At 60.7% G+C, this 24,959-nt stretch carries 23 protein-coding genes and 1 pseudogene; 13 read left to right on the top strand and 11 right to left on the bottom strand.

The features are described from left to right. Positions 1–15: 15 nt before the first annotated feature. Positions 16–1,545, bottom strand: a complete 1,530-nt coding sequence (locus ACF8R4_RS03965) for a PLP-dependent aminotransferase family protein (protein WP_104833730.1) — start codon at positions 1,543–1,545, stop codon at positions 16–18. Positions 1,546–1,636: 91 nt separating this feature from the next. On the opposite strand from ACF8R4_RS03965, the gene ACF8R4_RS03970 reads away from it, so the two are divergent. Genes ACF8R4_RS03970 through ACF8R4_RS03980 form a run of 3 tightly spaced genes read left to right on the top strand, consistent with a single transcriptional unit; the run spans position 1,637 to position 3,404 of the window. After that, complete coding sequence (locus ACF8R4_RS03970; RefSeq protein WP_060499699.1) at positions 1,637–2,266, top strand: FMN-binding negative transcriptional regulator; 630 nt, start codon at positions 1,637–1,639, stop codon at positions 2,264–2,266. Between the two features lie 12 nt (positions 2,267–2,278). Next, entirely contained in the window at positions 2,279–2,725 is a 447-nt protein-coding gene (locus tag ACF8R4_RS03975; RefSeq protein WP_104833729.1) for a GNAT family N-acetyltransferase, read from the top strand. A 7-nt stretch (positions 2,726–2,732) separates the two neighbouring features. Further along, complete coding sequence (locus ACF8R4_RS03980; RefSeq protein ID WP_060499701.1) at positions 2,733–3,404, top strand: GNAT family N-acetyltransferase; 672 nt, start codon at positions 2,733–2,735, stop codon at positions 3,402–3,404. A 122-nt stretch (positions 3,405–3,526) separates the two neighbouring features. Here the strand turns inward: ACF8R4_RS03980 and oadA are convergent, their stop codons facing one another. Together oadA and ACF8R4_RS03990 are read right to left on the bottom strand one after the other, a co-directional pair. Next, positions 3,527–5,335: a sodium-extruding oxaloacetate decarboxylase subunit alpha gene (gene oadA / locus ACF8R4_RS03985; protein WP_060499702.1), complete on the bottom strand. Its 1,809-nt coding sequence runs from the start codon at positions 5,333–5,335 to the stop codon at positions 3,527–3,529. Between the two features lie 11 nt (positions 5,336–5,346). After that, entirely contained in the window at positions 5,347–6,762 is a 1,416-nt protein-coding gene (locus tag ACF8R4_RS03990; protein ID WP_016712746.1) for an acetyl-CoA carboxylase biotin carboxylase subunit, read from the bottom strand. A gap of 189 nt (positions 6,763–6,951) precedes the next feature. On the opposite strand from ACF8R4_RS03990, the gene ACF8R4_RS03995 reads away from it, so the two are divergent. Next, on the top strand, positions 6,952–7,914 hold the full coding sequence (locus ACF8R4_RS03995; RefSeq protein ID WP_060499703.1) for a LysR family transcriptional regulator: 963 nt from the start codon (positions 6,952–6,954) through the stop codon (positions 7,912–7,914). On the opposite strand, the gene ACF8R4_RS04000 is transcribed toward ACF8R4_RS03995, so the two are convergent. Both ACF8R4_RS04000 and hexR read right to left on the bottom strand, forming a co-directional pair. Further along, on the bottom strand, positions 7,856–8,074 hold the full coding sequence (locus ACF8R4_RS04000; protein WP_082426415.1) for a PA3496 family putative envelope integrity protein: 219 nt from the start codon (positions 8,072–8,074) through the stop codon (positions 7,856–7,858). The two genes, ACF8R4_RS03995 and ACF8R4_RS04000, sit on opposite strands and share 59 nt — an antisense overlap. A gap of 193 nt (positions 8,075–8,267) precedes the next feature. Further along, positions 8,268–9,134 (bottom strand): transcriptional regulator HexR, encoded by an 867-nt coding sequence (gene hexR / locus ACF8R4_RS04005; protein WP_003253273.1) that lies wholly within the window; start codon positions 9,132–9,134, stop codon positions 8,268–8,270. Positions 9,135–9,237: 103 nt separating this feature from the next. Here hexR and zwf point away from each other — a divergent pair, with 103 nt between their 5' ends. The 4 genes from zwf (at position 9,238) to ACF8R4_RS04025 (ending at position 14,451) form a co-directional block, all read left to right on the top strand. After that, positions 9,238–10,680 carry a glucose-6-phosphate dehydrogenase gene (gene zwf / locus ACF8R4_RS04010; RefSeq protein ID WP_060499704.1) on the top strand — a complete coding sequence of 481 codons (1,443 nt, stop codon included), beginning with the start codon at positions 9,238–9,240 and terminating at the stop codon, positions 10,678–10,680. A gap of 96 nt (positions 10,681–10,776) precedes the next feature. Beyond that, positions 10,777–12,963 (top strand): DNA helicase II, encoded by a 2,187-nt coding sequence (gene uvrD / locus ACF8R4_RS04015; RefSeq protein ID WP_060499705.1) that lies wholly within the window; start codon positions 10,777–10,779, stop codon positions 12,961–12,963. A gap of 110 nt (positions 12,964–13,073) precedes the next feature. Further along, entirely contained in the window at positions 13,074–13,928 is an 855-nt protein-coding gene (locus tag ACF8R4_RS04020) for a Tim44 domain-containing protein (protein WP_104833728.1), read from the top strand. A 115-nt stretch (positions 13,929–14,043) separates the two neighbouring features. Next, the gene (locus tag ACF8R4_RS04025; RefSeq protein ID WP_060499707.1) at positions 14,044–14,451 is read left to right on the top strand and encodes an SMI1/KNR4 family protein; all 408 of its coding nucleotides are present in this window, start codon (positions 14,044–14,046) and stop codon (positions 14,449–14,451) included. Between the two features lie 155 nt (positions 14,452–14,606). On the opposite strand, the gene ACF8R4_RS04030 is transcribed toward ACF8R4_RS04025, so the two are convergent. After that, entirely contained in the window at positions 14,607–16,367 is a 1,761-nt protein-coding gene (locus ACF8R4_RS04030; RefSeq protein WP_060499708.1) for a cation:proton antiporter, read from the bottom strand. A 342-nt stretch (positions 16,368–16,709) separates the two neighbouring features. Here ACF8R4_RS04030 and ACF8R4_RS04035 point away from each other — a divergent pair, with 342 nt between their 5' ends. Continuing rightward, on the top strand, positions 16,710–17,195 hold the full coding sequence (locus tag ACF8R4_RS04035; RefSeq protein ID WP_016712753.1) for an acyl-CoA thioesterase: 486 nt from the start codon (positions 16,710–16,712) through the stop codon (positions 17,193–17,195). Here ACF8R4_RS04035 and pdxY read toward each other — a convergent pair. Then, the gene (pdxY, locus tag ACF8R4_RS04040) at positions 17,192–18,064 is read right to left on the bottom strand and encodes a pyridoxal kinase PdxY (protein WP_392491724.1); all 873 of its coding nucleotides are present in this window, start codon (positions 18,062–18,064) and stop codon (positions 17,192–17,194) included. The two genes, ACF8R4_RS04035 and pdxY, sit on opposite strands and share 4 nt — an antisense overlap. Positions 18,065–18,184: 120 nt before the next feature. Here pdxY and ACF8R4_RS04045 point away from each other — a divergent pair, with 120 nt between their 5' ends. Beyond that, entirely contained in the window at positions 18,185–18,577 is a 393-nt protein-coding gene (locus tag ACF8R4_RS04045) for a DUF3301 domain-containing protein (RefSeq protein ID WP_104833727.1), read from the top strand. On the opposite strand, the gene ACF8R4_RS04050 is transcribed toward ACF8R4_RS04045, so the two are convergent. The 3 genes from ACF8R4_RS04050 to zigA are packed head-to-tail and all read right to left on the bottom strand — an operon-like array spanning position 18,578 to position 21,421. Further along, entirely contained in the window at positions 18,578–19,549 is a 972-nt protein-coding gene (locus tag ACF8R4_RS04050) for a CobW family GTP-binding protein (protein ID WP_392491725.1), read from the bottom strand. It abuts the gene before it with no gap. A 40-nt stretch (positions 19,550–19,589) separates the two neighbouring features. Further along, entirely contained in the window at positions 19,590–20,216 is a 627-nt protein-coding gene (locus ACF8R4_RS04055; protein ID WP_060499711.1) for a DUF1826 domain-containing protein, read from the bottom strand. Beyond that, the gene (gene zigA / locus ACF8R4_RS04060; RefSeq protein WP_164525212.1) at positions 20,213–21,421 is read right to left on the bottom strand and encodes a zinc metallochaperone GTPase ZigA; all 1,209 of its coding nucleotides are present in this window, start codon (positions 21,419–21,421) and stop codon (positions 20,213–20,215) included. The genes ACF8R4_RS04055 and zigA overlap by 4 nt, the downstream gene beginning before the upstream one ends. Before the next feature lie 114 nt (positions 21,422–21,535). Here zigA and ACF8R4_RS04065 point away from each other — a divergent pair, with 114 nt between their 5' ends. Together ACF8R4_RS04065 and folE2 are read left to right on the top strand one after the other, a co-directional pair. Next, positions 21,536–21,916: a hypothetical protein gene (locus tag ACF8R4_RS04065; protein WP_060499713.1), complete on the top strand. Its 381-nt coding sequence runs from the start codon at positions 21,536–21,538 to the stop codon at positions 21,914–21,916. Between the two features lie 25 nt (positions 21,917–21,941). Beyond that, positions 21,942–22,846: pseudogene (folE2, locus tag ACF8R4_RS04070) on the top strand (GTP cyclohydrolase FolE2). Here folE2 and ACF8R4_RS04075 read toward each other — a convergent pair. Next, positions 22,830–23,357 (bottom strand): DUF3617 domain-containing protein, encoded by a 528-nt coding sequence (locus tag ACF8R4_RS04075; protein ID WP_016712761.1) that lies wholly within the window; start codon positions 23,355–23,357, stop codon positions 22,830–22,832. The pseudogene folE2 and the gene ACF8R4_RS04075 overlap by 17 nt on opposite strands. Before the next feature lie 132 nt (positions 23,358–23,489). On the opposite strand from ACF8R4_RS04075, the gene cls reads away from it, so the two are divergent. After that, entirely contained in the window at positions 23,490–24,929 is a 1,440-nt protein-coding gene (cls, locus tag ACF8R4_RS04080) for a cardiolipin synthase (RefSeq protein ID WP_392491727.1), read from the top strand. The last annotated feature ends 30 nt before the right edge of the window (positions 24,930–24,959 follow it).

Genomic DNA, 24,959 nt, shown 5'->3' on the forward strand with positions numbered 1-24,959 from the left:
CACAGCGGGCCCAATTCACTTTCTCCAGGCCTTGCGCAGTTTCATCAAGGCTTCGGCAATCGCCCCCTCCGGCACCGCCGCAAACCCCAACACCAGCCCTGCCCGATTATCCACAGGCACGTCGCTGTCCGACAGCCAGAAATTGCTCAGCGGCGTCACCTCTACCCCCACTGCTTCTGCCTTTGCCACCAGTTCCTGCTCCCGCGCAAAGTTATCCACATCCACCTTCACATGCAGCCCGGCCGCCACTTCCGGCATCTCGCCCAACCCGGGAATATCCACAGGCCAGCCAGCCGTGAGTACGTTACGTCGACTCAAAGCGGCCTTGCGCATACGGCGGATATGCCGCTGGAAATGCCCGCGTGCCATGAATTCGGCCATCACGCACTGGCTGCTGACTTCCGAATGCCGCACGGCCAACGCCTTGCCCTGACTGAATCCCTGCACCAATTGCGGCGGCAGCACCAGGTAACCCAGGCGCAACGCGGGGAACGCAATCTTGCCGAAGGTGCCGACGTACAGCACCCGACCGTGCCGGTCGAGCGCCGCCAATGGGGCCAAGGGCGCACCGCTGTAGCGGTACTCGCCGTCATAGTCGTCCTCGATGATCCAGCCATCGTTGCGTTCGGCCCACGCCAGCAACGCCAGGCGCCGTGCCAGGCTCATGGTGACCCCGGTCGGGTATTGGTGGGCCGGCGTGACATATGCCAGCCGGCAGTTCGCCTGCTGACCCAGCAGGCGGCAGTCCATGCCCTCTTCGTCCACAGGCACGCCATACAATGAGGCGCCAGCCAGCGCAAAGGCATGCCCGGCCGCGCGGTAGCCGGGGTTTTCCACAGCCACACCATCACCCGGCTGCAACAACAGCTGTGCACAAAGGCTGATGGCTTGTTGTGCACCACTGGTGATCACAATTTGTTCAGCCATACAACTTAGCCCACGCGAACGGCGAAGGTAGGCCGCGATCAACTCGCGCAAAGCCGGCTCGCCTGCCGGGTCACCGTAACCCAGCTGCGCAGGGGATGGTTTACGCCAGAAACCGGCCTGCAGCTTGGCCCAGACGTCAAAAGGGAACAAGTCGAATGCCGGAATGCCGACCCGAAAAGCACGGGGCGCACCACTTCTTGGGGAAGGTAAGTGGTTACTTTTCAGGCGCTGTAAAGGTGCTGATAAATGCCGTTCGCTGGATAAATCCTCAGTATTTTCTGCAGAAAATGTGGATAACCCTGTTGATAAACCCCGGGATAACCCTGTGGATATTTGTGTGGATATTTTTGGCAGCTGACTTACGTAAGTACCATCTCCAACTCGGCTTTCGATGTAGCCCTCGGCATACAGTTGGTCATAGGCGCGCACCACACTGTTGCGTGAAAGTGCCAGCATGACGGCCAGGTCGCGAGTGGCGGGTAGCCGTGTACCACTGCTCAGCCGCCCATCCAGCACCCGCGCCCGCAATGCCTGGTACAGCTGCTGACTCAGCCCACGGCGTCGATCAAGGGCGATACCGGCGGGGTCGAATGGCAGTGTTAAGGGGCGCTCGCTCATGGCATTGGACCTATCAAATCAGGTGGTAATGGCTCTTACCCAGAACCAATAGCCTGCCTAGGATGGAGCCATTCGACAAGGACCACGCCCTATGTACAACAGCAAGCCGCATCAGGAAAACGACCTCGGCCGTCTGCACCAGCACATGCTCGACACCCGCCTGGCTGTCCTGGTCAGCCACGGCGATCAGGGCCTGCTGGCCACGCACCTGCCCGTGCTGGTCGATACCACCGAAGGCGAATTCGGAACTGTCTATGCGCACTTGGCCCGGGCCAACCGCCAATGGCAGGACCTGGCACAGGGTGTCGAAGCCTTACTGGTATTCCCCGGCGCCGATGCCTATGTCAGCCCTGGCTACTACCCGAGCAAGGCTGATAACCCCAAAGTCGTGCCTACCTGGAATTATCTGGCCGTCCACGCCTATGGCACAGCCGAGGTGATCCATGACGCGGAGCCGCTGCTGGCGATGGTCAGCCGCCTGACCGACCGCCATGAACAGGGCCGCAGTGAACCGTGGAAAGTCACTGACGCCCCTGCCGACTACCTCGATGGCATGCTCCGCGCCATCGTCGGCATCCGCCTGCCCGTCGCCCGTCTGCAAGGGGCACGCAAGCTCAGCCAGAACCGTTCCGATCAAGACATCGCTGGCGTGCGCGAAGGCCTGAGCGCCAGCGCCGATCAGCTGGACAACCAACTCGCGGCGCACATGCGCCAACTCTGAAGGAATAGCCCCATGCCTAGCGTTACCCTGCGCCCTGTCACTGCCCAAGATCACGCGGCCTGGCTCGCCCTGTGGCAGGCCTACCTGCACTTCTACGAAAGCGAACTGGCCGATGAAGTCAGCCTGAGCACCTGGCAACGCCTGCTCGATCCGAAGGAGCCCACTCATTCAACCCTGGCCTGGATCGATGGCAAGGCGGTAGGCATGGTCAACTTCATCTACCATCGTTCCAACTGGAGCATCGAGAATTCCTGCTACCTGCAGGACCTGTACGTGGACAGCACGCAGCGGGGCCTGGGCATCGGTCGCCAGTTGATCGAGCACGTCTACGCCACAGCCAAGGCCGACGGGTGCATCAAGGTGCACTGGTTGACCCACGAAACCAATGCCACCGCCATCAGCCTGTATCAGCAGGTTGCCGAGCGCTCGGGCTTCATCCAATTCCGCAAAGGTTTGTAGGCCGAACATGACAGACGCATTGAACTGGAAACCCGCCGCAACGCCCCAGGCCGAACCCATTGAAGGCCGCTTCATCCGCCTTGAAAAGCTCGACCCGGCGCGCCATGGCGACGATCTTTGGGACGTGCTGCAAGGCCCGGCATCCGACCCGGTGCTATGGGACTACCTGCCTTATGGGCCGTTCACCGAGCGTGCCGCCTTCGACCGCTGGCTGGAGGGCAACGCCGCAGGCCGCGATCCGCTGTTCTACACCGTCATCGACCGCCCCAGTGGCCAGGCCCAGGGCATTCTCAGCCTGATGTCCATCGTGCCCGACCACGGGCGTATCGAAATCGGGCATATCGCCTTCGGCGCCGCCATGCAGCGCACGCCCAAAGGAACCGAGGCGGTGTACCTGCTGGGCAAACTGGGCTTCGAACTGGGCAACCGCCGGCTGGAGTGGAAGTGCAACAACGCCAACGCCCGCTCCAAGCGGGCGGCGGAGCGGTTTGGCTTCACTTACGAAGGCGTGTTCCGCAAGCATCTGGTGGTCAAGGACCATAACCGCGATACAGCCTGGTATTCGATTACCGATGATGAGTGGCCGGCGGTGGCTGGCGGGTTCGAGCGGTGGCTGGGAGAGGAAAACCAGCAGCCGGGAGGCCAAGTAGAAACGCTTGAGGCATGCCGTAAAAACTGAAGAATGTGTTTGACCAGCTGGCCTTTTCGCGGGTTTACCCGCGAAGAGACCGGTAAATCCAGCACAAAAAAAGGGGAGCATCCGCTCCCCAGAGGTAAACCGCTTGTAGATGAGGGCTTAAATCAGCCCTCGATCTCGATCAGGATTTCACCCGGCGTCACACGGTCGCCCTTGGCCACATGAATGGCGACGACCTTGCCGGCGATGGCCGCCTGCACTTCGGTTTCCATCTTCATGGCTTCGGTGATCAGCACGGCCTGGCCGGCCTTGACCATGTCGCCTTCCTTGACCAGCACATCGACGATGTTGCCTGGCATGGTGGTGCTGACGTGGCCTGGGTCGGTGGCTTGCTTGCGCTTGCTGCCGCCGCCGCCAACGAACTCGTTCAATGGCTCGAATACCACTTCTTCCGGCATGCCGTCGATCGACAGGTAGAAGTGACGCTTGCCTTCGGCCTTAACGCCCACGCCGGTGATATCGACGCGGTAGGTTTCGCCGTGCACGTCGATGACGAACTCGGTCGGTACACCTTCACCGCCCGGCGCGGCCACGGCGCCGGCTTCCGGAATCGGCAGCAGGGCTTCTGGCGTCAGGGTGCCGGCTTCGCGTTCTTCGAGGAACTTGCGGCCAATGTCCGGGAACATGGCGAACGTCAGCACGTCTTCTTCACAACGAGCCAGGGCGCCGATGTCGGCACGCAGCTTGGCCATTTCCGGCTTGAGCAAGTCAGCCGGGCGTACGTCGATTACTTCTTCACTGCCGATTGCCTGGCGGCGCAGCTGCTCGTTGACCACGCCTGGGGCCTTGCCGTAACCGCCTTGCAGGTACAGCTTCACCTCGTTGGTGATGGTCTTGTAGCGCTCGCCAGCCAACACGTTGAAGAATGCCTGGGTGCCAACGATCTGCGAGGTCGGGGTTACCAGCGGCGGGAAGCCAAGGTCTTCACGTACACGCGGGATCTCGGCCAGCACTTCGTTCATGCGGTTAAGCGCGCCCTGCTCTTTCAGCTGGTTGGCCAGGTTGGAGATCATGCCGCCCGGCACCTGGTTGACCTGCACGCGGGTGTCCACGGCGGTGAACTCGCTTTCGAACTGGTGGTACTTCTTGCGCACGGCGTAGAAGTACAGGCCGATTTCCTGCAGCAGCTCCAGGTCCAGGCCAGTGTCGAATTCGCTGCCTTTGAGTGCAGCAACCATCGACTCGGTACCCGGGTGGCTGGTGCCCCAGGCGAAGCTGGAGATGGCGGTGTCGATGTGGTCGGCGCCGTTTTCAACTGCCTTCAGCTGGCACATGGCGGCCAGGCCGGCGGTGTCGTGGGAGTGGATGAATACCGGCAGGGATTGCTCGGCCTTCAGCGCCCTGACCAGCTCGCCGGTAGCGAACGGCGTCAGCAGGCCGGCCATGTCCTTGATCGCGATCGAGTCGCAACCCATGGCTTCCATCTGTTTGGCCTGGGCTACAAAGGCCTCGATGGTGTGCACGGGGCTGACGGTGTAGGCGATGGTGCCCTGGGCGTGTTTGCCAGCGGCCTTGACCGCTTCAATGGCCACGCGCAGGTTACGCACGTCGTTCATGGCGTCGAAGATGCGGAACACGTCGATGCCGTTGACCGCTGCCTTGGCGACGAAGGCCTTGACCACGTCGTCGCTGTAATGGCGGTAGCCCAGCAGGTTCTGGCCGCGCAGCAGCATTTGCAGGCGGGTGTTGGGCAGCGCGGCACGCAGCTTGCGCAGGCGCTCCCACGGGTCTTCTTTCAGGAAGCGCACGCAGGCGTCGAAGGTGGCGCCACCCCAGACTTCCAACGACCAGTAGCCGACTTTGTCGAGCTTGTCGCAGATCGGCAGCATGTCTTCGGTGCGCATGCGGGTGGCCAGCAAGGACTGGTGGGCGTCGCGCAGGATCGTGTCGGTAACGTGGATTTTCTTGGACATTATGGGGTTCCTCACAGGCCTGCGTGGGCGGCGATGGCGGCGGCGATGGCCAGGGCCAGCTCTTCGGGTTTGCGCTTGATCGAGTAGTTGGTCAGTTCAGGGTGGCTTTCGACGAAGCTGGTATTGAACTGGCCGCTACGGAATTCCGGGTTGCGCAGGATTTCCTGGTAATACGCGGCAGTGGTCTTCACCCCTTGCACGCGCATGTCGTCCAGGGCCCGCAGGCCGCGGTCCATGGCTTCTTCCCAGGTCAACGCCCACACCACCAGCTTCAGGCACATGGAGTCGTAGAACGGCGGAATGGTGTAGCCGGTATAGATTGCCGTGTCGGTACGCACGCCCGGGCCGCCGGGGGCGTAGTAACGCGTGATCTTGCCGAAGCTGGGCAGGAAGTTGTTTTTCGGGTCTTCGGCGTTGATGCGGAACTGCAGCGCGTATCCGCGGTGCTGGATATCTTCCTGCTTGACCGACAGCGGCAGGCCCGAAGCAATGCGGATCTGCTCACGGACGATGTCGATACCGGTGATTTCCTCGGTGATGGTGTGTTCCACCTGCACCCGGGTGTTCATTTCCATGAAGTACACCTCGCCATCGGCGAGCAGAAACTCCACAGTACCGGCGTTCTCGTAGTTCACGGCCTTGGCCGCACGCACCGCCAGGTCGCCGATATAGGCGCGCTGCTCGGGGGTGAGCTGCGGGCTTGGGGCAATTTCGATGAGCTTCTGGTTGCGGCGCTGGATCGAGCAGTCGCGCTCGAACAGGTGCACCACGTTGCCAAAGCTGTCACCGAGGATCTGTGCCTCGATGTGCTTGGGGTTGACGATGCACTTTTCCAGGAACACTTCGGCCGAACCAAAGGCCTTGGTGGCCTCGGAAATGACCCGTGGGAAGTTCTGTTCCAGTTCTTCACGGCTGTTGCAGCGGCGGATACCACGGCCGCCACCACCGGAAGTGGCCTTGAGCATCACCGGGTAACCGATGCGGTCACCTTCGCTCAGGGCTTCATGAATATCGGCAACGTTGCCTTCGGTACCCGGGGTTACCGGCACACCGGCGGCGATCATGGTGCGGCGGGCTTCGGTCTTGTCGCCCATGCGGCGAATCACGTCGGCAGCCGGGCCGATGAACTTGATCCCGCGCTCTGCGCAGATCTCTGCCAGTTCGGCGTTTTCCGACAGGAAACCATAGCCTGGGTGCAGGGCATCGCAGCCGGTTTCCACAGCCAGGTTTACCAGCTTGCGCGGGTTCAGGTAGCCAGCCAGCGGCTCGGCACCAATGCTGTGTGCCTCATCGGCGCGCTTGACGTGCAAGGCGTGACGGTCGGCGTCGGAATAGATCGCTACCGAGCGAATGCCCATCTCGGCGCAGGCACGCACGATCCGAACTGCGATTTCACCTCGGTTGGCGATCAGGATTTTTTTTATCACTGGAGTCTTCCCAAAGCCGTAGGAACAGTCGAGCCGGTTCTACCGGTCGGCGCGTGACCAGACGTTGCTGGCCAGTCGCGCATTCACCCTAGCGCTGTAGGTCGATAAACAAAAATCAATATTTGTTAGAGGCTGTATTAGCAAAAGCTTATAGTGCGGTAACAAGGTGTTGCCGACGAGCCGATAAAAATGCGTAAGTCCTTGATGCGTATGACTTTGCGTCAATTGCAGATCTTCAACGAGGTGTGCGATTTGCGCTCGTACAGCCGTGCGGCAGAGGAGATGGCACTGACGCAACCCGCCGTTAGTCTACAGATCCGCCAGCTCGAAGAGCTGATCGGCCAGCCACTGTTCGAGTACGTCGGCAAGAAGCTGTACCTGACCGAGGCGGCCGAAGCCTTGCAACGCGCCAGCCGCGACATCTTCGGGCGGCTGGAGAGCCTGGACATGCAGCTGTCGGACATGCAGGGCTCACTGCAGGGGCAGTTGAAACTGGCGATCGAGTCCAGTGCCAAGTATTTCGTGCCACACCTGTTCGCCGCCTTCAAGCAGCGTCACCCGGAGGTCAACCTGACCCTGACGGTGGTCAACCGCGCCCAGGCCATTCGCCGCCTTTCGGATAACCGCGACGACCTGATCATCATGTCGATGGTGCCGCAGGACATGGGCCTGGAGTTTCTGCCATTCCTCAACAACCCGATCGTGGCGGTGGCACCGCCCGAGCACCCGTTGTGCAAGCTGGAGCAGTTGCGCCTGCAGGACCTGGAGCCTCATACCCTGCTGGTGCGCGAGCAAGGTTCGGGCACGCGCAAGGCATGCGAGGAGTACTTCAAGGACAAGCGCGTGCACTTCACCCAGACGCTGGAAGTGGCATCGGCCGATGCCCAACGCGAGTGCGTGATCGCCGGCCTGGGTATCGCCCTGCTGACCCGCCATGCAGTCAACCTGGAGCTGGCCACCGGTGTGCTGAAGGAGCTACCGGTGGAGGAACTGCCGCTGTACCGCAGCTGGTGCGTGGTGCAGTCCAAGGCCAAGCGGCAGTCGCCGGTGGCCTTGGCGTTTCTGGCGTTCATCCGCAGCGAACGTGCGTTGATCAGCGCGCTTGTTGAGCGTTTTTCGGGGAAGCTGCCGACGACGCCTGCCAGACCGTGAGCGCTTGCAGCTCGGGGTAGTCTGCCAGGTCGCGGAGCAATTGGCGTTGGTCGCAATAGACCTCGATCGCGCGGCGGTACTCCATGCGGCGCTGATCCTTTTCCTGCTGCTTGCGAGCCTTGGCGTTGGGTTGGTAAGTACCTTCGTGGTCACGTGCCATTGCCTGTCTCCCAGATAGGATGCGGGAGTTTTAGACTGGCCTGGAAGGTTTACGGTTTGGCTGTGGAATGGTGACAAAATCGTGAATTTTCGCTGCCTGTACCGGCCTCTTCGCGGGCAAGCCCGCTCCCACAGGATACTCACCAGCCTTAAGATCGGTGTATTACCCGCGAAAGGGCCGGGACAGGCTGAATTCAGTCGTCTGTAGCCTTGATCGACTTGGGCGACAAACGCAGGCTGCGCAAGCTGCGCTTCACACTTTTCAGGTGGTTGACCAGGCTCGGCCCGCGCGCCATCGCCACGCCCATGGCCAGCACGTCGATCACGACCAGGTGAGCGATACGCGAGGTCAGCGGCGTGTAGATTTCGGTGTCTTCATGCACGTCGATCGCCAGGTTGACCGTCGACAGCTCGGCAAGAGGTGTCTGGCTGGGGCACAGGGTAATCAGGTTGGCACCGCTCTCACGCACCAGGTTGGCGGTGATCAGCAAGTCCTTGGAGCGGCCCGACTGGGAAATGCACACCGCGACATCACCCGGCTTCAGGGTGACCGCCGACATCGCCTGCATGTGCGGGTCGGAATACGCGGCGGCGCTGAGCAACAGGCGGAAGAACTTATGCTGGGCATCGGCCGCCACCGCACCGGACGCGCCAAAGCCATAGAACTCCACACGTTGCGCCTGGGCCATGGCACTCACCGCCTGCTGCAGCGCCTGCGGGTCGAGGTGCTCACGCACCTCCATCAGGGTATGCAGTGTGGTGTCGAAGATCTTCAGGCTGTAGTCGGCAACCGAGTCGTCTTCATGGATAGCGAACTGCCCGAAACTGGCCCCCGCTGCCAGGCTCTGCGCCAGCTTCAGCTTCAAGTCCTGAAAGCCCGAGCAACCGATCGCCCGGCAGAACCGCACGATGGTCGGTTCGCTGATACCCACGCTGTGTGCCAGGTCGGCCATGGAACTGTGCATGACGGCAGCCGGGTCGAGCAGCACGTGGTCGGCCACTTTGAGTTCCGATTTGCGCAGCAGGTGGCGCGATTGGGCGATATGTTGCAACAGATTCACAGGCTGGACTCGGTTATGATCGGCTGGCCGGGTTGTAGCTTTCTTGTAGTTATACTACATGGACGCCAACCCGCCCAGTTAAACGAACGTGGAGAGTGGCGGTTTGACTATTCCTTGCGACATTCTGGTCTTCGGCGGCACCGGCGATCTGGCCCTGCACAAGTTGCTTCCGGCGCTCTACCACCTGTTTCGCGAGGCCCGTCTTGACCCTGCTGTGCGGATCATCGCGCTGGCGCGCCGCAACTTGCCACGTAACGATTATCTCAAGCTCGCCGAACGCCATTGCCGGGCACAGATCGCCCGCAACGACTTCGAAGAAGAGGTCTGGCAGCGGTTTTCCGCGCGGATCGACTATTTCGCCATGGATGCTTCGCAAAGCGCCGACTTCGGCCGCCTGGCGCGCTACCTGGGCGAACCTGGCGGCTTGACGCGCATCTTCTACCTGGCCACCGCCCCCAACCTCTTTGTGCCGATTGCCAAGCATCTGCATAACGCCGGCCTGGCCGACGCCGAGGCGCGCATCGTGCTGGAAAAGCCGATCGGCCACTCGCTGGAATCGGCTACCGCCATCAACGAAGCAATTGGCGCAGTGCTGGAGGAAACCCAGGTATTCCGCATCGACCACTACCTGGGCAAGGAAACCGTGCAGAACCTGATGGCCCTGCGCTTCGCCAATGCCCTGCTGGAGCCGGTGTGGCGCAACAATCAGGTCGACCACGTACAGATCAGCGTTTGCGAGACGCTGGGTGTAGAGAACCGCGGCGCCTACTACGACCGCGCCGGGGCCATCCGCGACATGCTGCAGAACCACCTGCTGCAGCTGCTGTGCCTGGTGGCCATGGAGCCCCCCGCCCAGTTCGAGGCCGAAGCGGTACGCGACGAAAAAGTGAAGATCCTGCGCGCCCTCAAGCCGATCACCGGCCAGGATGTGCAGGACAAGACCGTGCGCGGCCAGTATGGCGCCGGGCACATCGGCGGCCAGGAAGTGCCGGCCTACTACTTTGAAAAGGATGTCGACAACGACAGCGACACCGAAACCTTCATTGCCCTCGAAGCCCACATCGACAATTGGCGCTGGGCGGGCGTGCCTTTCTATCTGCGCACCGGCAAGCGCATGGCACGGCGCTCGTCGCAAATCGTCATTCAGTTCAAACCGGTACCCCACGAGCTGTTCAACGGCGGCCAAGTCAACCAGTTGCTGATCCAGCTGCAACCGGAGGAACGCATCAGCCTGCGCATGATGACCAAAAGCCCGGGCAAGGGCATGCGCCTGGAACCGGTCGACCTGGACCTGAACCTGGCTCAGGTATTCAGCCAGACCCGCCGCTGGGAAGCCTACGAACGCCTGCTGCTGGATGTACTGGAGGGCGACTCGACGCTGTTCATGCGCCGCGATGAAGTGGAAGCAGCCTGGGCCTGGACCGACCCGATCATCAAGGGTTGCGAAGAGCACTTTCAGGCGCCACGCCCTTACCCGGCGGGCAGTAACGGACCAGAGCAAGCCAACAGCCTGCTGGCGCGTCATGGCAGGCACTGGCATGGCTGACCCACTGTCATCAGGTCGATGAACGGCCATGCGCCAAGGTGAATATTTATACAGTGGAGGTTTGCCCCATTTCCTGCCGCGCCCTAGAATGGCCCGATGCACACAGACGACCTCTCCCTCCTGCTGAATTCCCTCAACGATGCCCAACGCCAGGCCGTAGCGGCCACGCTTGGGCGTCAACTGGTGCTTGCCGGCGCCGGTTCCGGTAAAACCCGCGTGCTGGTGCACCGCATCGCCTGGCTGATCCAGGTGGAGCAGGCATCGCCGCACTCGATCCTGTCGGTGACCTTCACCAACAAGGCTGCAGCCGAAATGCGCCAGCGGATCGAGCAACTGCTGGGGATCAACCCGGCGGGCATGTGGGTCGGCACCTTCCACGGCCTGGCCCATCGCTTGCTGCGGGCCCACTGGCAGGAAGCGCGGCTGGTGCAGAACTTCCAGATTCTCGACAGTGACGACCAGCAGCGCCTGGTCAAGCGGGTGATGCGCGAGCTGGGTCTGGACGAACAGAAATGGCCAGCACGCCAGGCACAGTGGTTCATCAACGGGCAGAAGGACGAAGGCCTGCGCCCGCAGCATATCCAGGCCGGTGGCGACCTGTTCCTGGCGACCATGCGTGAGGTCTATACCGCCTACGAGCAGGCGTGCGAGCGTGCCGGAGTCATCGACTTCTCCGAGCTGCTGCTACGCGCCCTGGACCTGTGGCGCGACCACCCGGGGCTGCTGGAGCACTACCAGCGGCGCTTCCAGCATGTGCTGGTCGACGAGTTCCAGGACACCAACGCCGTGCAGTACGCCTGGCTGCGCCTGTTGGCACGCGGGGGCGCCAGCCTGATGGCGGTGGGCGACGACGACCAGTCGATCTACGGCTGGCGCGGTGCCAAGATCGAAAACATTCACCAGTACACCGCCGACTTCCCAGACGCCGAAATGATCCGCCTGGAGCAGAACTACCGCTCCACCGGTGGCATCCTCAAGGCCGCCAACGCCCTGATCGCCAACAACAGCGGGCGCCTGGGCAAAGAGCTGTGGACCGACATGGGCGAAGGCGAACCGCTGACCCTGTACGCGGCCTACAATGAGCACGACGAAGCGCGCTACGTGGTTGAAACCATCGAGAGCCTGGTCAAGCAGGGCAATGCGCGCAACGAAATCGCCATCCTGTACCGCTCCAACGCCCAGTCGCGCGTGCTGGAAGAAGCCCTGCTGCGCGAGCGCATTCCCTACCGTATCTATGGCGGCCAGCGCTTCTTCGAACGCGCTGAAATCAAGAACGCCATGGCTTACCTACGGCTGATCGAAGGGCGCGGCAACGATGCTGCCCTGGAGCGGGTAATCAACGTGCCGCCACGCGGCATTGGCGAGAAAACCGTCGAAGCCATCCGCGAGCACGCCCGCCACAGCCAGGCATCGATGTGGGACGCCATGTGTCAGCTGCTCGCCGCCAAGGCCCTCAAAGGCCGCGCCGCCAGTGCGCTGGGGGCTTTCATCGAGCTGATCGAGGGGTTGGCCGCCAAGGTCGTGGACATGCCACTGCATACCATGACCCAGACCACCATCGAACAATCCGGGCTGATCATCTATCACCAGGAAGAAAAAGGTGAAAAGGGCCAGGCACGGGTAGAAAACCTTGAGGAACTGGTCAGCGCGGCGCGCAACTTCGAATCCACCGACGAAGACGCCGACCTTTCGCCCTTGTCGGCCTTCCTCGGCCATGCCTCGCTCGAAGCCGGCGATGCCCAGGCCGACGAGCACGAAGACAGCATCCAGCTGATGACCCTGCACAGCGCCAAGGGCCTTGAGTTCCATTACGTGTTCCTGGTGGGCATGGAAGAAGGCTTGTTCCCGCACAAGATGAGCCTGGAAGAACCCGGCCGCCTCGAAGAGGAACGCCGCCTGGCCTATGTGGGAATTACCCGCGCCATGCGCCAGTTGGTCATGACCTACGCTGAAACACGTCGTCTGTATGGCAGCGAGACCTACAACAAGGTGTCGCGTTTCGTACGTGAAATTCCGGCGGGCCTGATCCAGGAAGTGCGGCTGTCCAACAGCGTCAGCCGCCCGTTCGGTGGGGTCAAGACGGCCACCAACAGCAACCTGTTCGCCAATGCCAGCATTCCGCAGACCGCGTTCAACCTGGGCCAGCGTGTGCAACATGCGGTATTCGGGGAAGGCGTGATCCTCAACTTCGAGGGTTCCGGCGCGCAGGCGCGGGTACAGGTGAACTTTGCCGAAGGCAGCAAGTGGCTGATGCTGGGGTATGCCAAGCTCGAGGCCCTGTAGCAGCCTTGTAACATTCAGGCAAAAGCTCGAAACACTCTGTCGCTGGTCATGTGCACGGGAACCTGTGCACCATGACGCGCGTGCAATCCACAACAGGGGATATCCCACTTATGCAACGTTTTCTTAGCATCGCTCTGGCGCTCTGCGTCGGCCTGACGCTGAGCCTGGACGCCAACGCCAAGCGTTTCGGCGGCGGCAAGAGCTCGGGCTCCGCGCCTATCCACCAGACCCGTCAGGCTACGCCAACCACGCCTGCCGCCGCGCCGACCGCCGCACCTGGCCGTGCAGCCCCGGCCGCCAGCGGTGCTTCGCGCTGGTTGGGCCCACTGGCCGGCCTGGCCGCCGGCGGTCTGCTGGCGTCCATGTTCATGGGCGACGGTTTCGAAGGCTTCCAGATCATGGACTTCCTGATCGTGGCGCTTATCGCCTTCCTGGTGTTCCGTTTCATCGCCGCTCGCCGCCGCCAGCAGCAGCCGCAAATGGCCATGCCAGGCCATGCGCCAATGCAGCGTGAGGCTCACGCTCAGCCTGCCCAGCCTTCGATCTTCGGTGGTTCGGCCGCACCTGCTGCTGCTGCCCCGGTGATCAATGCCCCGGCCTGGTTCAACGAGCAAAGCTTCCTGTCTGCTGCCCGTAACCACTTCCAGTCGCTGCAGCAGCACTGGGATGCCAACGAGATGGACAAGATTGCCGAGTTCGTTACTCCGCAAATGCTCGAGTTCCTCAAGCGTGAACGTGCTGAACTGGGTGACGGCTTCCAGTCCACCTACATCGATAACCTCGAAGTGCAGCTCGACGGTGTAGACGATCGCAGCGATCGCACCGATGCCACCCTGACCTTCCGTGGCGTGTCGAAGAACTCGCGCTTCGACCAGGGCGAAGTGTTCAGCGAAAGCTGGCACATGGTTCGCGCCCAAGGTGAAAACCAGCCATGGCTGGTTGCCGGTATCCGTCAAAACGGCTAACCGCTGCGTGCTGCACAAAAAACCCCAGGCCCTGTCCTGGGGTTTTTGCTTTTGCCAGAGTGGCCTACTAGGGTATAACGCGCAGCGTTGTCATCTAGGTCAGAGGAAGTGAACCGTGGAAGAAGTGATCGAACAACTCCGTGAAGCCAATGAGCCGGTACCGGTGCCTCTGGAGCTTCCCGATGAAGACCAGTTGGTGGAGATCGAAGAGCAGCTGTTCATCAACATTCCATTCGTGTTCAAAGAATTTCTGCTGACCGTGAGTGATGTGGTTTATGGCTCCCTTGAGCCAGTCACTTGTACCGACCCGCAGTCGCACACGTACCTGCCAGAAGTTGCCGCCAACGCCTGGGACGCCGGCGTACCGCGTGAGCTGATCCCTCTGTGCCAGGACGGCGACAACTACTACTGCGTCGAAGAAGATGGCACCGTGGTGCTCTGGGATGCCGAAGAGGAACTTGTCGGCGAAGACAGCTGGGAATCCGTTTGGCACTGGGCGCGGGATGTCTGGCTGGAGAGCTGATTCCAGCCGTTGCTTGAATGCTACCTGCACAGGAAAAATAATGGCATAGCGCCATCGGTGCAGTTAAAATCGCCAGGCTTTCTGCGCCTGGCGACATCGCTACCGCTCCATCCCCTCGGACGACGGTGAAATCTTGCGCAGGGAGCATGGCCCTCTCAATGTGAATTCTCGCGGCTGTTCTCCAGTGTTTCCAGCAAGGCAATCTGCATGCGCGTGTGCACGCGGATGAACCAGCGCCACAGCAAGGCCACCACCACCGCAGCCACCACGGCAATCACCAGCAGCAACTCGCTGGTTGGCAGAATGCTTGCCGAAAGCGCCGACAACAGCAGGAAAATCACCAACAGCGACAATAGCGGGATCACCTCGGCGATCACTCGCCGCACCCGCTGGGTATGCCGCCCGGCCATTTCCGGCTTAACGCCCATCTCTGCCAGCAGCATCGACAGTGCCTTGAGCTTGCGATAGGCGGCGATCAGGAAGGGCAGCGACAGCAACAGTGCCGCCCCCCAGATAAGCGCCTTCTGTTGGCTGGCATCGCTGACCCACTCACTGAGCCAGTTGCCAATACGCCCTGCGAAGTAACCACCGCTGAAGAAAATGGCGATCACCAGCGCCAGGTTCACCCCTACCTGCAACAGGATGCGCCGAATCATCGCCGCCAGCATGGCGCCCTCGCCCTGCGGCTGGATGTTGCGTAACCACTCGCCATACAAGGAAAGTACCCGCGCCAGACGGCCAGGCACCACATTGCCCAGCTTCTGCGACAAGGGGTCGGCCGCGCGAATCAGGTACGGGGTCAGCAGCGTGGTGATTGCCGATACCGCGACCGCTACCGGGTACAGGAAATCGCTGGTCACCTGCAGGGTCACGCCCAGCGCGGCGATGATGAACGAGAACTCGCCAATCTGCGAGAGCCCCATGCCCACCCGCAATGACGTGCGGCCGTCATTGCCGGCAATGAACGCCCCCATGCCACAAGACAGCATCTTGCCTAATACCACCGCCAAGGTAATGACTACGATTGGCCAGGCATAGTCGATCAACACCTGCGGGTCGATCATCAGGCCAATCGCTACGAAGAAGATGGCGCTGAACAGGTCGCGTACCGGCTCGATCAAGCGTTCGATCTTCAGCAACTGGCGCGATTCAGCCATGATCGCGCCAATCAGGAAGGCACCCAGCACCATGCTGTATTCCAGCTTTACCACCAGCAGGCAGAAGCCAAAGCACAGGCCCAGCACGGTAATCAGCAGCATCTCGTTGCTTTCGAACTTGGCCACATAGGCCAACAGCCGTGGCACCAGCAGGATGCCGATGACCAAGGCAACGATCATGAACAGCGACAGCTTGCCGACGGTGGAAAACACTTCACCGGAGCTGACCGTGCCGCTGACAGCGATGCCCGACAGCAGGGCGATGATGCCGATACCGAGGATGTCTTCCACAATCAGCACACCGAAGATCAGCTGTGCGAAACGCTCGTTTTTCATCTTCAGGTCGTTGAGCGCCTTCACGATGATGGTGGTTGAGGAAATGGCCAGGATGGCGCCAAGGAACAGCGAGTCCATGGTGCTCCAGCCGAACCAGCGGCCGATCTCGAAGCCGATCCAGATCATCAGCACGATTTCCAGAAACGCCGCAATAAACGCCGTGGCGCCGACCTTGAACAGCTTGCGCAGGCTGAACTCGAGGCCCAGGCAGAACATCAGAAAAATCACCCCCAGCTCGGCGAGGGTCTTGATGGTGTCTTCATCATGGATCAGGCCGAACGGCGGGGTGTGCGGGCCAATGATGAAGCCGGCGACAATGTAACCCAGCACCACCGGCTGCTTGAGACGATGAAAAAGAATGGTGACCACGCCAGCGACCAGCATGATGACTGCCAGGTCCTGGATGAAGCTGATGGCATGCATGGCGTGATACTCCTTTTCTCGTCTTTTTCTGGATGCCTGGGCAGACCGCTCCTCTGCCAAGGCAAACCCGAGCGAGCAGCAAGTACATACTGTATTGAATGCAGGAACGCCCATATTGCATGGGCGTACTCAGGTTAACATCGCACCCCGCCGCAAGAAGCCGGTGCAATATGCAGAAACAGATCGGCTGGAAAAGCGCCGCTGATGGCATGATCAGCGTGACGGCGCGGCGTCAGCCAACGTCCCGTATCAGCAAGGCAAATTCAAAAGAGGGGAACAGAAGTGTCAGCAGATAACGCCCCCCATTCGCCCGATTTAGCGCAACCTCACCGTGAGCACACTATGGAACCTGGAAACGCCCAGCTGAGCATGACCGTCCTGATGACCCCGGACATGGCCAACTTTTCTGGCAACGTACATGGCGGCACCCTGCTCAAGTACCTCGACGAAGTGGCCTATGCGTGCGCCAGCCGCTATGCCGGCAGCTATGTGGTGACGCTGTCGGTCGACCAGGTAATCTTCCGTGAACCCGTACACGTGGGTGAACTGGTTACCTTCCTGGCGTCGGTCAACTACACCGGCAACACGTCGATGGAGGTCGGCATCAAAGTCGTGACCGAGAACATCCGCGAGCGCTCGGTGCGCCATTCCAACAGTTGCTTCTTTACCATGGTCGCGGTCGACGACAACCGTCGCCCGGTAGCGGTGCCGCCGCGCCAGCCACAAAGCAGTGAAGAAAAACGCCGCTTCCTGCAGGGCCAACAGCGCCGTCAGATCCGTCAGGAGCTGGAAAAGCGCTACCAGGACCTGAAGACCGACGCTATTTAAAGCGCCAGCAATTGCGCCTCGAAGCGCACCCGCGGGTGGGCGATGCGGTCCTGCGCCCGCACCAGTTGCAGTTCGTAGCTGGCGCAGGCCTGGGTTTCCAGTAGCACTTCATGCACCGCCGCCGCGGTGAACTCGAATGCCTGTACCCAGCTGTCGCCGAGCAGCACGCGGGCCAAGAACAAGCCCGAGGTCAGGTCGCCCACCCCCACCGGCTGACGTGGAAACGCCAGCAGCGGGCGGCGCAGGAGCCAGCTGTGCTCGGCAGTCACCAGCAGCATCTCGAACTGGTCCTCGGCACGCCCGGAATAAGCCAGGTGCTTGACCACCACCACCTGCGGCCCACGCTGCAGCAGGCTGCGCGCCATATTCACGCAGTCTTCCAGCGACTGCGCACGGCGCCCACAGAAGCTGCCCAGCTCCAGCTGGTTCGGGCACAGGATATCCGCGCGGGCGACCGCCTCCTCGAGCAGGAATTCGCTGACTTCCGGCGGCACGATGCAGCCCTTCTCCGGGTGCCCCATGACCGGGTCGCACACGTACAACGCTTTGGGGTTTACGGCCTTGATCCGCTCGACGCCGGCCAGTATCGCTCGCCCTTGCTCGGCACTGCCCAGGTATCCGGAAAGCACCGCATCGCAGTGACCCAGTTCGCCGATGTTGGAAATGCCTTCCACCAGCGCAGGAATTTGCGCCGGAGCAAGCACTTCGCCGGCCCACTGGCCATACTGAGTGTGATTGGAGAACTGCACGGTATTGAGCGGCCAGACATTGACTCCGATACGCTGCATGGGAAATACCGCGGCACTGTTGCCGGCGTGGCCGAACACCACATGGGACTGAATGGCGAGCAGGTGCGGGGTACGTTTCATGCGGGAGGTTTCCAAAGCTGTTTCAAGGATTATGCGCAGCGCAGTATGAACTCGATTGCCACCTGTACGACAGGCCAGGGACGCAGTTAAGCTGGATCTACCTGTTTGGAGCATATGCAAATGTTGACCCTGGAGAACCTCTTCGTCCTGATGCTGGTAGCCACGGCAGGCGCCTGGTTGTGGCACAACCATGGGTTGCGCGAAAAAGCCCTGGAACGGGTGAAACAGCATTGCGCCAAGCTTGACCTCGAATTGCTCGACGACGCCGTCGCGCTCAAGCGTATCGCCTTTGTGCGCGATGCCAACGGCCGCAAGCGCCTGGCGCGCATCTACGCCTTCGAATTCACCGTTACCGGCGAGCAGCGCCATCCCGGCACGGTGACCCAGTTCGGCGCCCACAGTGTGCAGATCGAACTCGCACCCTATCCGTTCGAAATCAAGACAGCACCGCGCACCGACAACGTCATCGAAATGCAGCAGTGGCGCCAGGAGCACAACCGCTGGCGCAACTGATCAACTGACGCGGCAATCGCTCAACCCGGCTTGCAGTGCGGGTTGCGATTGCGGCTGGTCGAAAATCAGCTCGATACGGGTATCCCTGCGCCAGTCGCTAGGCTGCCAGGCGGGCATGTTTCCCCTCAGCCCATTGAATGATTGCCAGCCATCCACGCTGTGGATAACACCCTTGGCGCGACGCCAGGGCCACGCGCGCAAGAACGCCTGTAGCCGCTGTGGATAAAACTGTTGGCCCGGGTGCCAGCGCCAGCCAATACTCCAACCTCCCACCCCCTGCTGGGCAAGACAGATAGGCTGACTTGGGTCTGTCCACAATATTGCTGGGCCACCCTCAAGATTGTCGACAATCCGGTTTTCCTCAAATGGGCTGTCGACAATCTGCTCAGGGCTGCCAGGAAGGCTTGAGAATGGTACCTTCCCCTGCACGGTCCAGAGGATTGTCTTGTCTTTAAATTTATTAGTTATCAACAACTTACACATTTCATCCACAGCTTCTGATTTGTTGAAAACCACGCTTTCAGCCACATCGAAAGCCTGCTGTTGAGCCTCTGGAAGCGGCTCGTCACGTGCCATGGACTGCGCATCTACAACCATCACGAAGGGGTTGATTGTCAGCACTTCGGCCCAAGGAGCCTGCTGCAGTTGAGCAAGCAACTGTAATGGGTGACCCAGCCCGGAAGGCTCGATAAACAGCCGATCAGGCCGGGATTTGCGCAGTAACCGACCCAAGCCCACCTGGAACGGCATGCCATTGACGCAGCACAGGCAGCCGCCTGCGACTTCCCCGATGGCGATGCCATCTTCGTCACGGCTGAGCAAGGCCGCATCCAGGCCTACCAGGCCGAACTCATTGATTAAAACAGCCCAGCGCTCATGGGCTGGGCGCTGAGCCAGCAGATGACGGATCAGGGTGGTTTTGCCGGCACCCAGCGGGCCGGCTATCACGTGGGTGGGTATGTTCTGCAGCATGGCATGGCTTCAAGCGGTGGCGATGCCTCACTATGCGCTGTCAGGCAAGCCAGTCAAGGCTGAGCAACAGACGCCCCTGCTGGCCCGAAGGTGAACGATGTACCAGCCCTGCGCCTTCGTTACCTTGCCACTTCTCACCTTTGAGTATGGCCACTTCGCCAGCGTGCAGATGCTGAATGTTATCCACAGCGACTTGAGCTGTGTGTAACTCCCCACGGGGGCTTTCCTGTTCTCGCAACCACTCGCTGCCTGGACCTACGTAAGTGGTGAGCAACCGCAACGGCACGTTATCCACATGGAAACGCGGGCACATGGGGCCTGCCAGTACCCGCAGACGCAAACCAACCCGTCGAGCGCCGACCAGGCAGGTGTAAGCCGCTACCAGCCAGGTCACATCGGCAACGAACGCCTCATAGCCGTGTAAATCTGCCGCTTCATGCATCAGATCGGGCAATACCGGTGTTTGCTGCTCATCCACATCGATTACCCGTTGATCAGCCAAGGGCTGACCAAGACTTATCAACAGGTCCGCAAAGTCTTCCAGCTGCGCCGGCAACCGTCGGCGCCAAACGGCCAGGTTCACACCATCCTGCAGTACTTCAGTCAGCACTTGCGGGGTTTCGCCGAACACCTGAAAGATATCCACAGGCCGGTGTGCCAAGTTCATGCTGCCACCTCTTCGTGCCATGGGCCGAACGGGTCGGGCAAACGCACCCAGCCCATGTGGCCCAAATCCATTTCCTGGTCCGTCAACAGGCAGGCATCAAGGTCTGTGGATAATTTTTCGAAGTCGATGTTCTGCCCGATGAACACCAATTCCTGGCGGCAATCACCGGTCTCAGCCGTCCAGTGTTTCAAGATCGCGCCAGTGTTATCCACATCCTGCGGCCATTGCTCGCGAGGCACGAAACGCCACCAGCGTCCAGCCAGACCGTGGCGCATCATTCCGCCCGCCTGCGACCAGCTACCGGCTTCCTGGTACTTGCTGGCCAGCCAGAAAAAACCTTTGGAACGCAAAAGCCGCCCATTACTCCATTGCGTGTGGATAAAGTCGAAAAAGCGCTGTGGATGAAGCGGACGTCGGGCCTGCCAGGTCATGGCCGCGATTCCATACTCTTCGGTTTCCGGCACATGCTCACCGCGCAGCTCCTGCAGCCAGCCCGGCGCCTGGGCTGCCTGGTCAAAGTCGAACAGGCCGGTGTCGAGGATACGTGCCAGCGGTACCTGACCCATGACCATGGGCACGATCTGCGCCCGTGCATTGAGGCTGCGCAGAATGGCGATGAGCTCTTCACGCTCATGCTGGCTGATCAAGTCGATCTTGCTCAGCAACAGCACATCGGCGAACTCGACCTGTTCGATCAGCAGGTCACTGATCGACCGCTCGTCTTCTTCACCCAACGTTTCGCCACGGCTGGCCAGGCTGTCTGCTGCCTGGTAGTCACTCAAGAAATTCAAGCCATCGACCACCGTAACCATGGTGTCCAGGCGCGCCATGTCGGACAGGCTACGGCCTTGCTCGTCACGAAAGGTGAATGTCTCTGCCACCGGCAGTGGCTCCGAGATGCCAGTGGACTCGATCAGCAAATAATCGAAACGCCCTTCTTCGGCCAGCCGCGCCACCTCCTCAAGCAAGTCTTCACGCAATGTGCAGCAGATGCAGCCGTTGCTCATTTCGACCAGTTTCTCTTCAGCGCGGTTGAGGCTCACATTGCGCTGCACCTCGCTGGCATCGATGTTGATTTCACTCATGTCGTTGACGATAACCGCGACCCGCAGGTTCTCGCGGTTACGCAATACATGGTTGAGCAAAGTGCTCTTGCCGGCGCCAAGAAAGCCGGACAGCACGGTGACGGGGAGACGATTGGGCATGGCGAACCTCTTCAGGCGGACGCATTCGAAACGATGCATTGCACAATGTTATAAAGTAACAATACAATTTCGCCAAGCCGTTCTCGACGGACGAATGCTTACCGGGGATAAAACATGTATCTGTCACGCGCCATGGCGTTGCTGTTGCTCGCTGTGCCCAACGTGCTGTTGGCCATGCCACAAGCCAGTACGCTGGCGCTTTGCACGCGAAGCGCCACACTGCTCGCCTGCCAGGACAGCAAAGGTAGTTACTACAGCGTGCGCACCGACGGCAGTACGTTCTACCTGCGCGGCTACGACCACGGCACCCGGCGACTATGGGCACAAACCAACAGCCGCTACGGCACGTTGACCTTTTTCACCGGCCTGGCCAGCGATGGTGAGGCCTGGGTGGGCTACAGCCGCCGCGTTGGCTGGACCACCTTGAACCGCGTATCCAGCTCCAGCGGGCAGCGCTTCAACCTGCATTGCAGCTTGATCGGCGGTTGCCGTTGATGCCTCTTTTTATCTGGAAAGCCAAATGACCCAGCTCAAGCTCCCCGACATCGCCGCACAAACCCAGAAGTACACCTTGCCATTGAGCTGGGTTGGCATGTGCGGAATTGCCCTGCCTGTGCAGTTCGAAGGGCGCACTGCAGCTGCCAAAGTCGATGCAGGGGTAAGCCTGGTGGATGGCAGTTCACGCGGCATCCATATGTCGCGGCTTTACCTTGCACTGGAGTCATTGGAACACCAACCACTCACAGCGCTGGCAATGAGGCAGCTTCTGGCAGATTTTTTATCCAGCCATGACGCCTGTCTTCCGCTGCCTACTTGCAAATCAGCTTCGAGCATCTGCTGAAAAGACCCGCCTTGGTCAGCCCCTTGGCAGGCTGGAAAAGCTATGCCGTAACCGTCAATGCACGCATTGAAAATGAAATGTTCCACGTGGAACTATCGGTTTGCGTGCCTTACTCCTCGACCTGCCCATGCTCGGCAGCACTTGCAAGGCAGCTGATTCAACAGCAGTTTCAGGCGAATTTCAGCGAGCAGCAGGTTGATCAATCTGCCGTTCTGCAATGGCTTGGCAGTGCTGACGGAATTGTGGCTACACCCCATAGCCAGCGAAGCAATGCTCAGATTCAGGTGCGCCTGCACAGCAATCAGCAGGTGCTGCCGTTTACCGAACTGATCGATCGTATAGAGGCGAGCTTGGGTACAGCGGTGCAGACAGCAGTGAAGCGCGCAGACGAACAAGCCTTCGCCTTGGCCAACGGGCAAAACTTGATGTTCTGTGAGGATGCCGCCCGACGCCTGCACAAGGCACTACGGCAAGTTGAATGGAGTACCGCTTTCAAGCTGCGTGTGGAACATGCAGAAAGCCTGCATGCCCACGACGCGGTTGCCACCAGCCAGTGGCAATGGGATATCAGCTGCGCGGTTTAACCGCGCCGCAGTCATTGCCTAACCACACCGCACGGGTGTTCATGCTGCCTTGCTGCTGCACACCTGAAGCGTTGAACGTACCACTGACCTGGGTGGTGAATTCACGGTCACTGAGGAAAGTCGCCTGGCCACTGCCCTGAGCCTTCGGGCAGCTGAACTGGAACTTCCACACATTACCGGTACGGTCGGTGATCTTCTGAGTGCAGCCGGATTTCGGGTCTTGCAGCGGGATGTCATTGGTCGCCACCTGCTCTGGCGTCAGGCACGAACGCACGCCATTCCCTCCAACGGTCACCCCCTGTTTGGCCAACACCCCTTCCATCATGGCACGCTGCTCGGGCGGCAGGTTTTTCAGCTGGCCGAGCATGAACGCCATGTCAGGTAACGGCTTGCCATCGACCTGCATGTTGCTGGTGGTCAGCTCCCACAAACCGGGTTGCAGCATCTGGGCATGCACCAGCGGGCTGCTCATACCTAGGGCCAACGCCAACAGTGGCAGACGAATCTTCATGGATGAACGCTCCTGAGAAAAGCCGGCCAAGCGGGCCGGGCTGAGCCTTAGACGCCAAATCCACCTGCGGGTTGCAAGGCGGGCCGGGAACGTGTTCTGTTACCCCTAGTGTACTCGGCAAGCAGGATGCATATGGATTACCACAGCCCCTACTTTTTTGGTTACCTACTCGGCCTTATCCACCTGTTGGGTATCGTCGCCGCGCTCCACGCACTGTTCACTGTACGCACCGCCCAAGGCGCAATCGCCTGGGCCATGCCCCTGTTCTTCATCCCTTACCTCACCTTGATCGCCTACCTGATCTTCGGCGCCCGCTCGTTCTATGCCTACATCAAGGCCCGGCGCCAGGCCAACCAGGAAATGCACGTGGCCATGGCCAACCTCAACTGGCGGCCTTGGGTGGAAGAAGCCCTCACCGCCCGCGAGTCGGAAAGCTACACAGCCTTGCGCGCCATGCCCAAACTCGGGCGCATGCCTTGCCTTGCGAATAACCAAGTGAAGCTACTGGTCAATGGCAAAGCCACATTCGATGCCATCTTCGCGGCTATTGAAAAGGCACGCGATGTGGTGCTGGTGCAGTTCTTCATCATTCATGACGACACCCTCGGCAAGGCACTGCAGCAACTGCTGTTGCGCAAGGCCGCCGAGGGTGTGCAGGTGTTCGTACTGTATGACCGCGTCGGCAGCCATGCCTTGCCGGCCAGCTACAGCCAGCAACTGCGCGACGGCGGTGTGCAGATCCATGCCTTCGCCACCCGCCGCGGCTGGTTCAACCGCTTCCAGGTGAACTTCCGTAACCATCGCAAGATTGTGGTGGTGGATGGCCTGGTCGGTTTCATCGGCGGCCACAACGTGGGGGACGAATACCTCGGTGAGCATCCTCAGCTGTCGCCCTGGCGCGACACCCATGTGCAGATCAGCGGGCCGGTGCTGGCCTGCCTGCAGGAGTCGTTCGCCGAGGATTGGTATTGGGCCACGCGCCAACTACCGCCGCTGATTCTGCCGGATGCCTACCCGGATAACGGCGTGCTGTGCCAGGCGTTGGCCAGCGGCCCCGCCGACCCACAGGAAACCTGCTCGTTGTTCTTCCTCGAGGCGATCCATTCCGCCACCCGGCGGGTATGGATCACCAGCCCTTACTTCATCCCGGACGAAGCGGTCTTTGCTGCATTGCGCCTGGCGGTGTTACGGGGCGTCGATGTGCGGGTACTTATCCCGTCACGGCCAGACCACCGCATCGTCTATGCAGCCTCCAGCCTGTTCGCCTTCGAAGCGGTGCGCGCGGGTGTGCGCATGTTCCGCTACCAACCAGGCTTCCTGCATCAGAAGGTGGTGCTGGTAGATGATGAGGTCAGCGCGATCGGCAGTGCCAACCTGGACAACCGTTCGTTCCGGCTGAACTTCGAGATCACCCTGCTGACGGTCGACCGCAGCTTCGCCGACCAGGTCGAACACATGCTGATCAATGACTTTGAACAGGCGCGGGAGATTACTGCGGAGGACAGCCGCGATACCCATCGGCTACAGCAATTAGGGATGCGGATTGCGCGGCTGATTTCACCCATTCTGTGAGAAAGGCCGCCTCCCTTGCAGAGGCGGCCA

Source organism: Pseudomonas sp. FYR_2, assembly GCF_043106425.1.
Lineage (GTDB): Bacteria > Pseudomonadota > Gammaproteobacteria > Pseudomonadales > Pseudomonadaceae > Aquipseudomonas > Aquipseudomonas monteilii.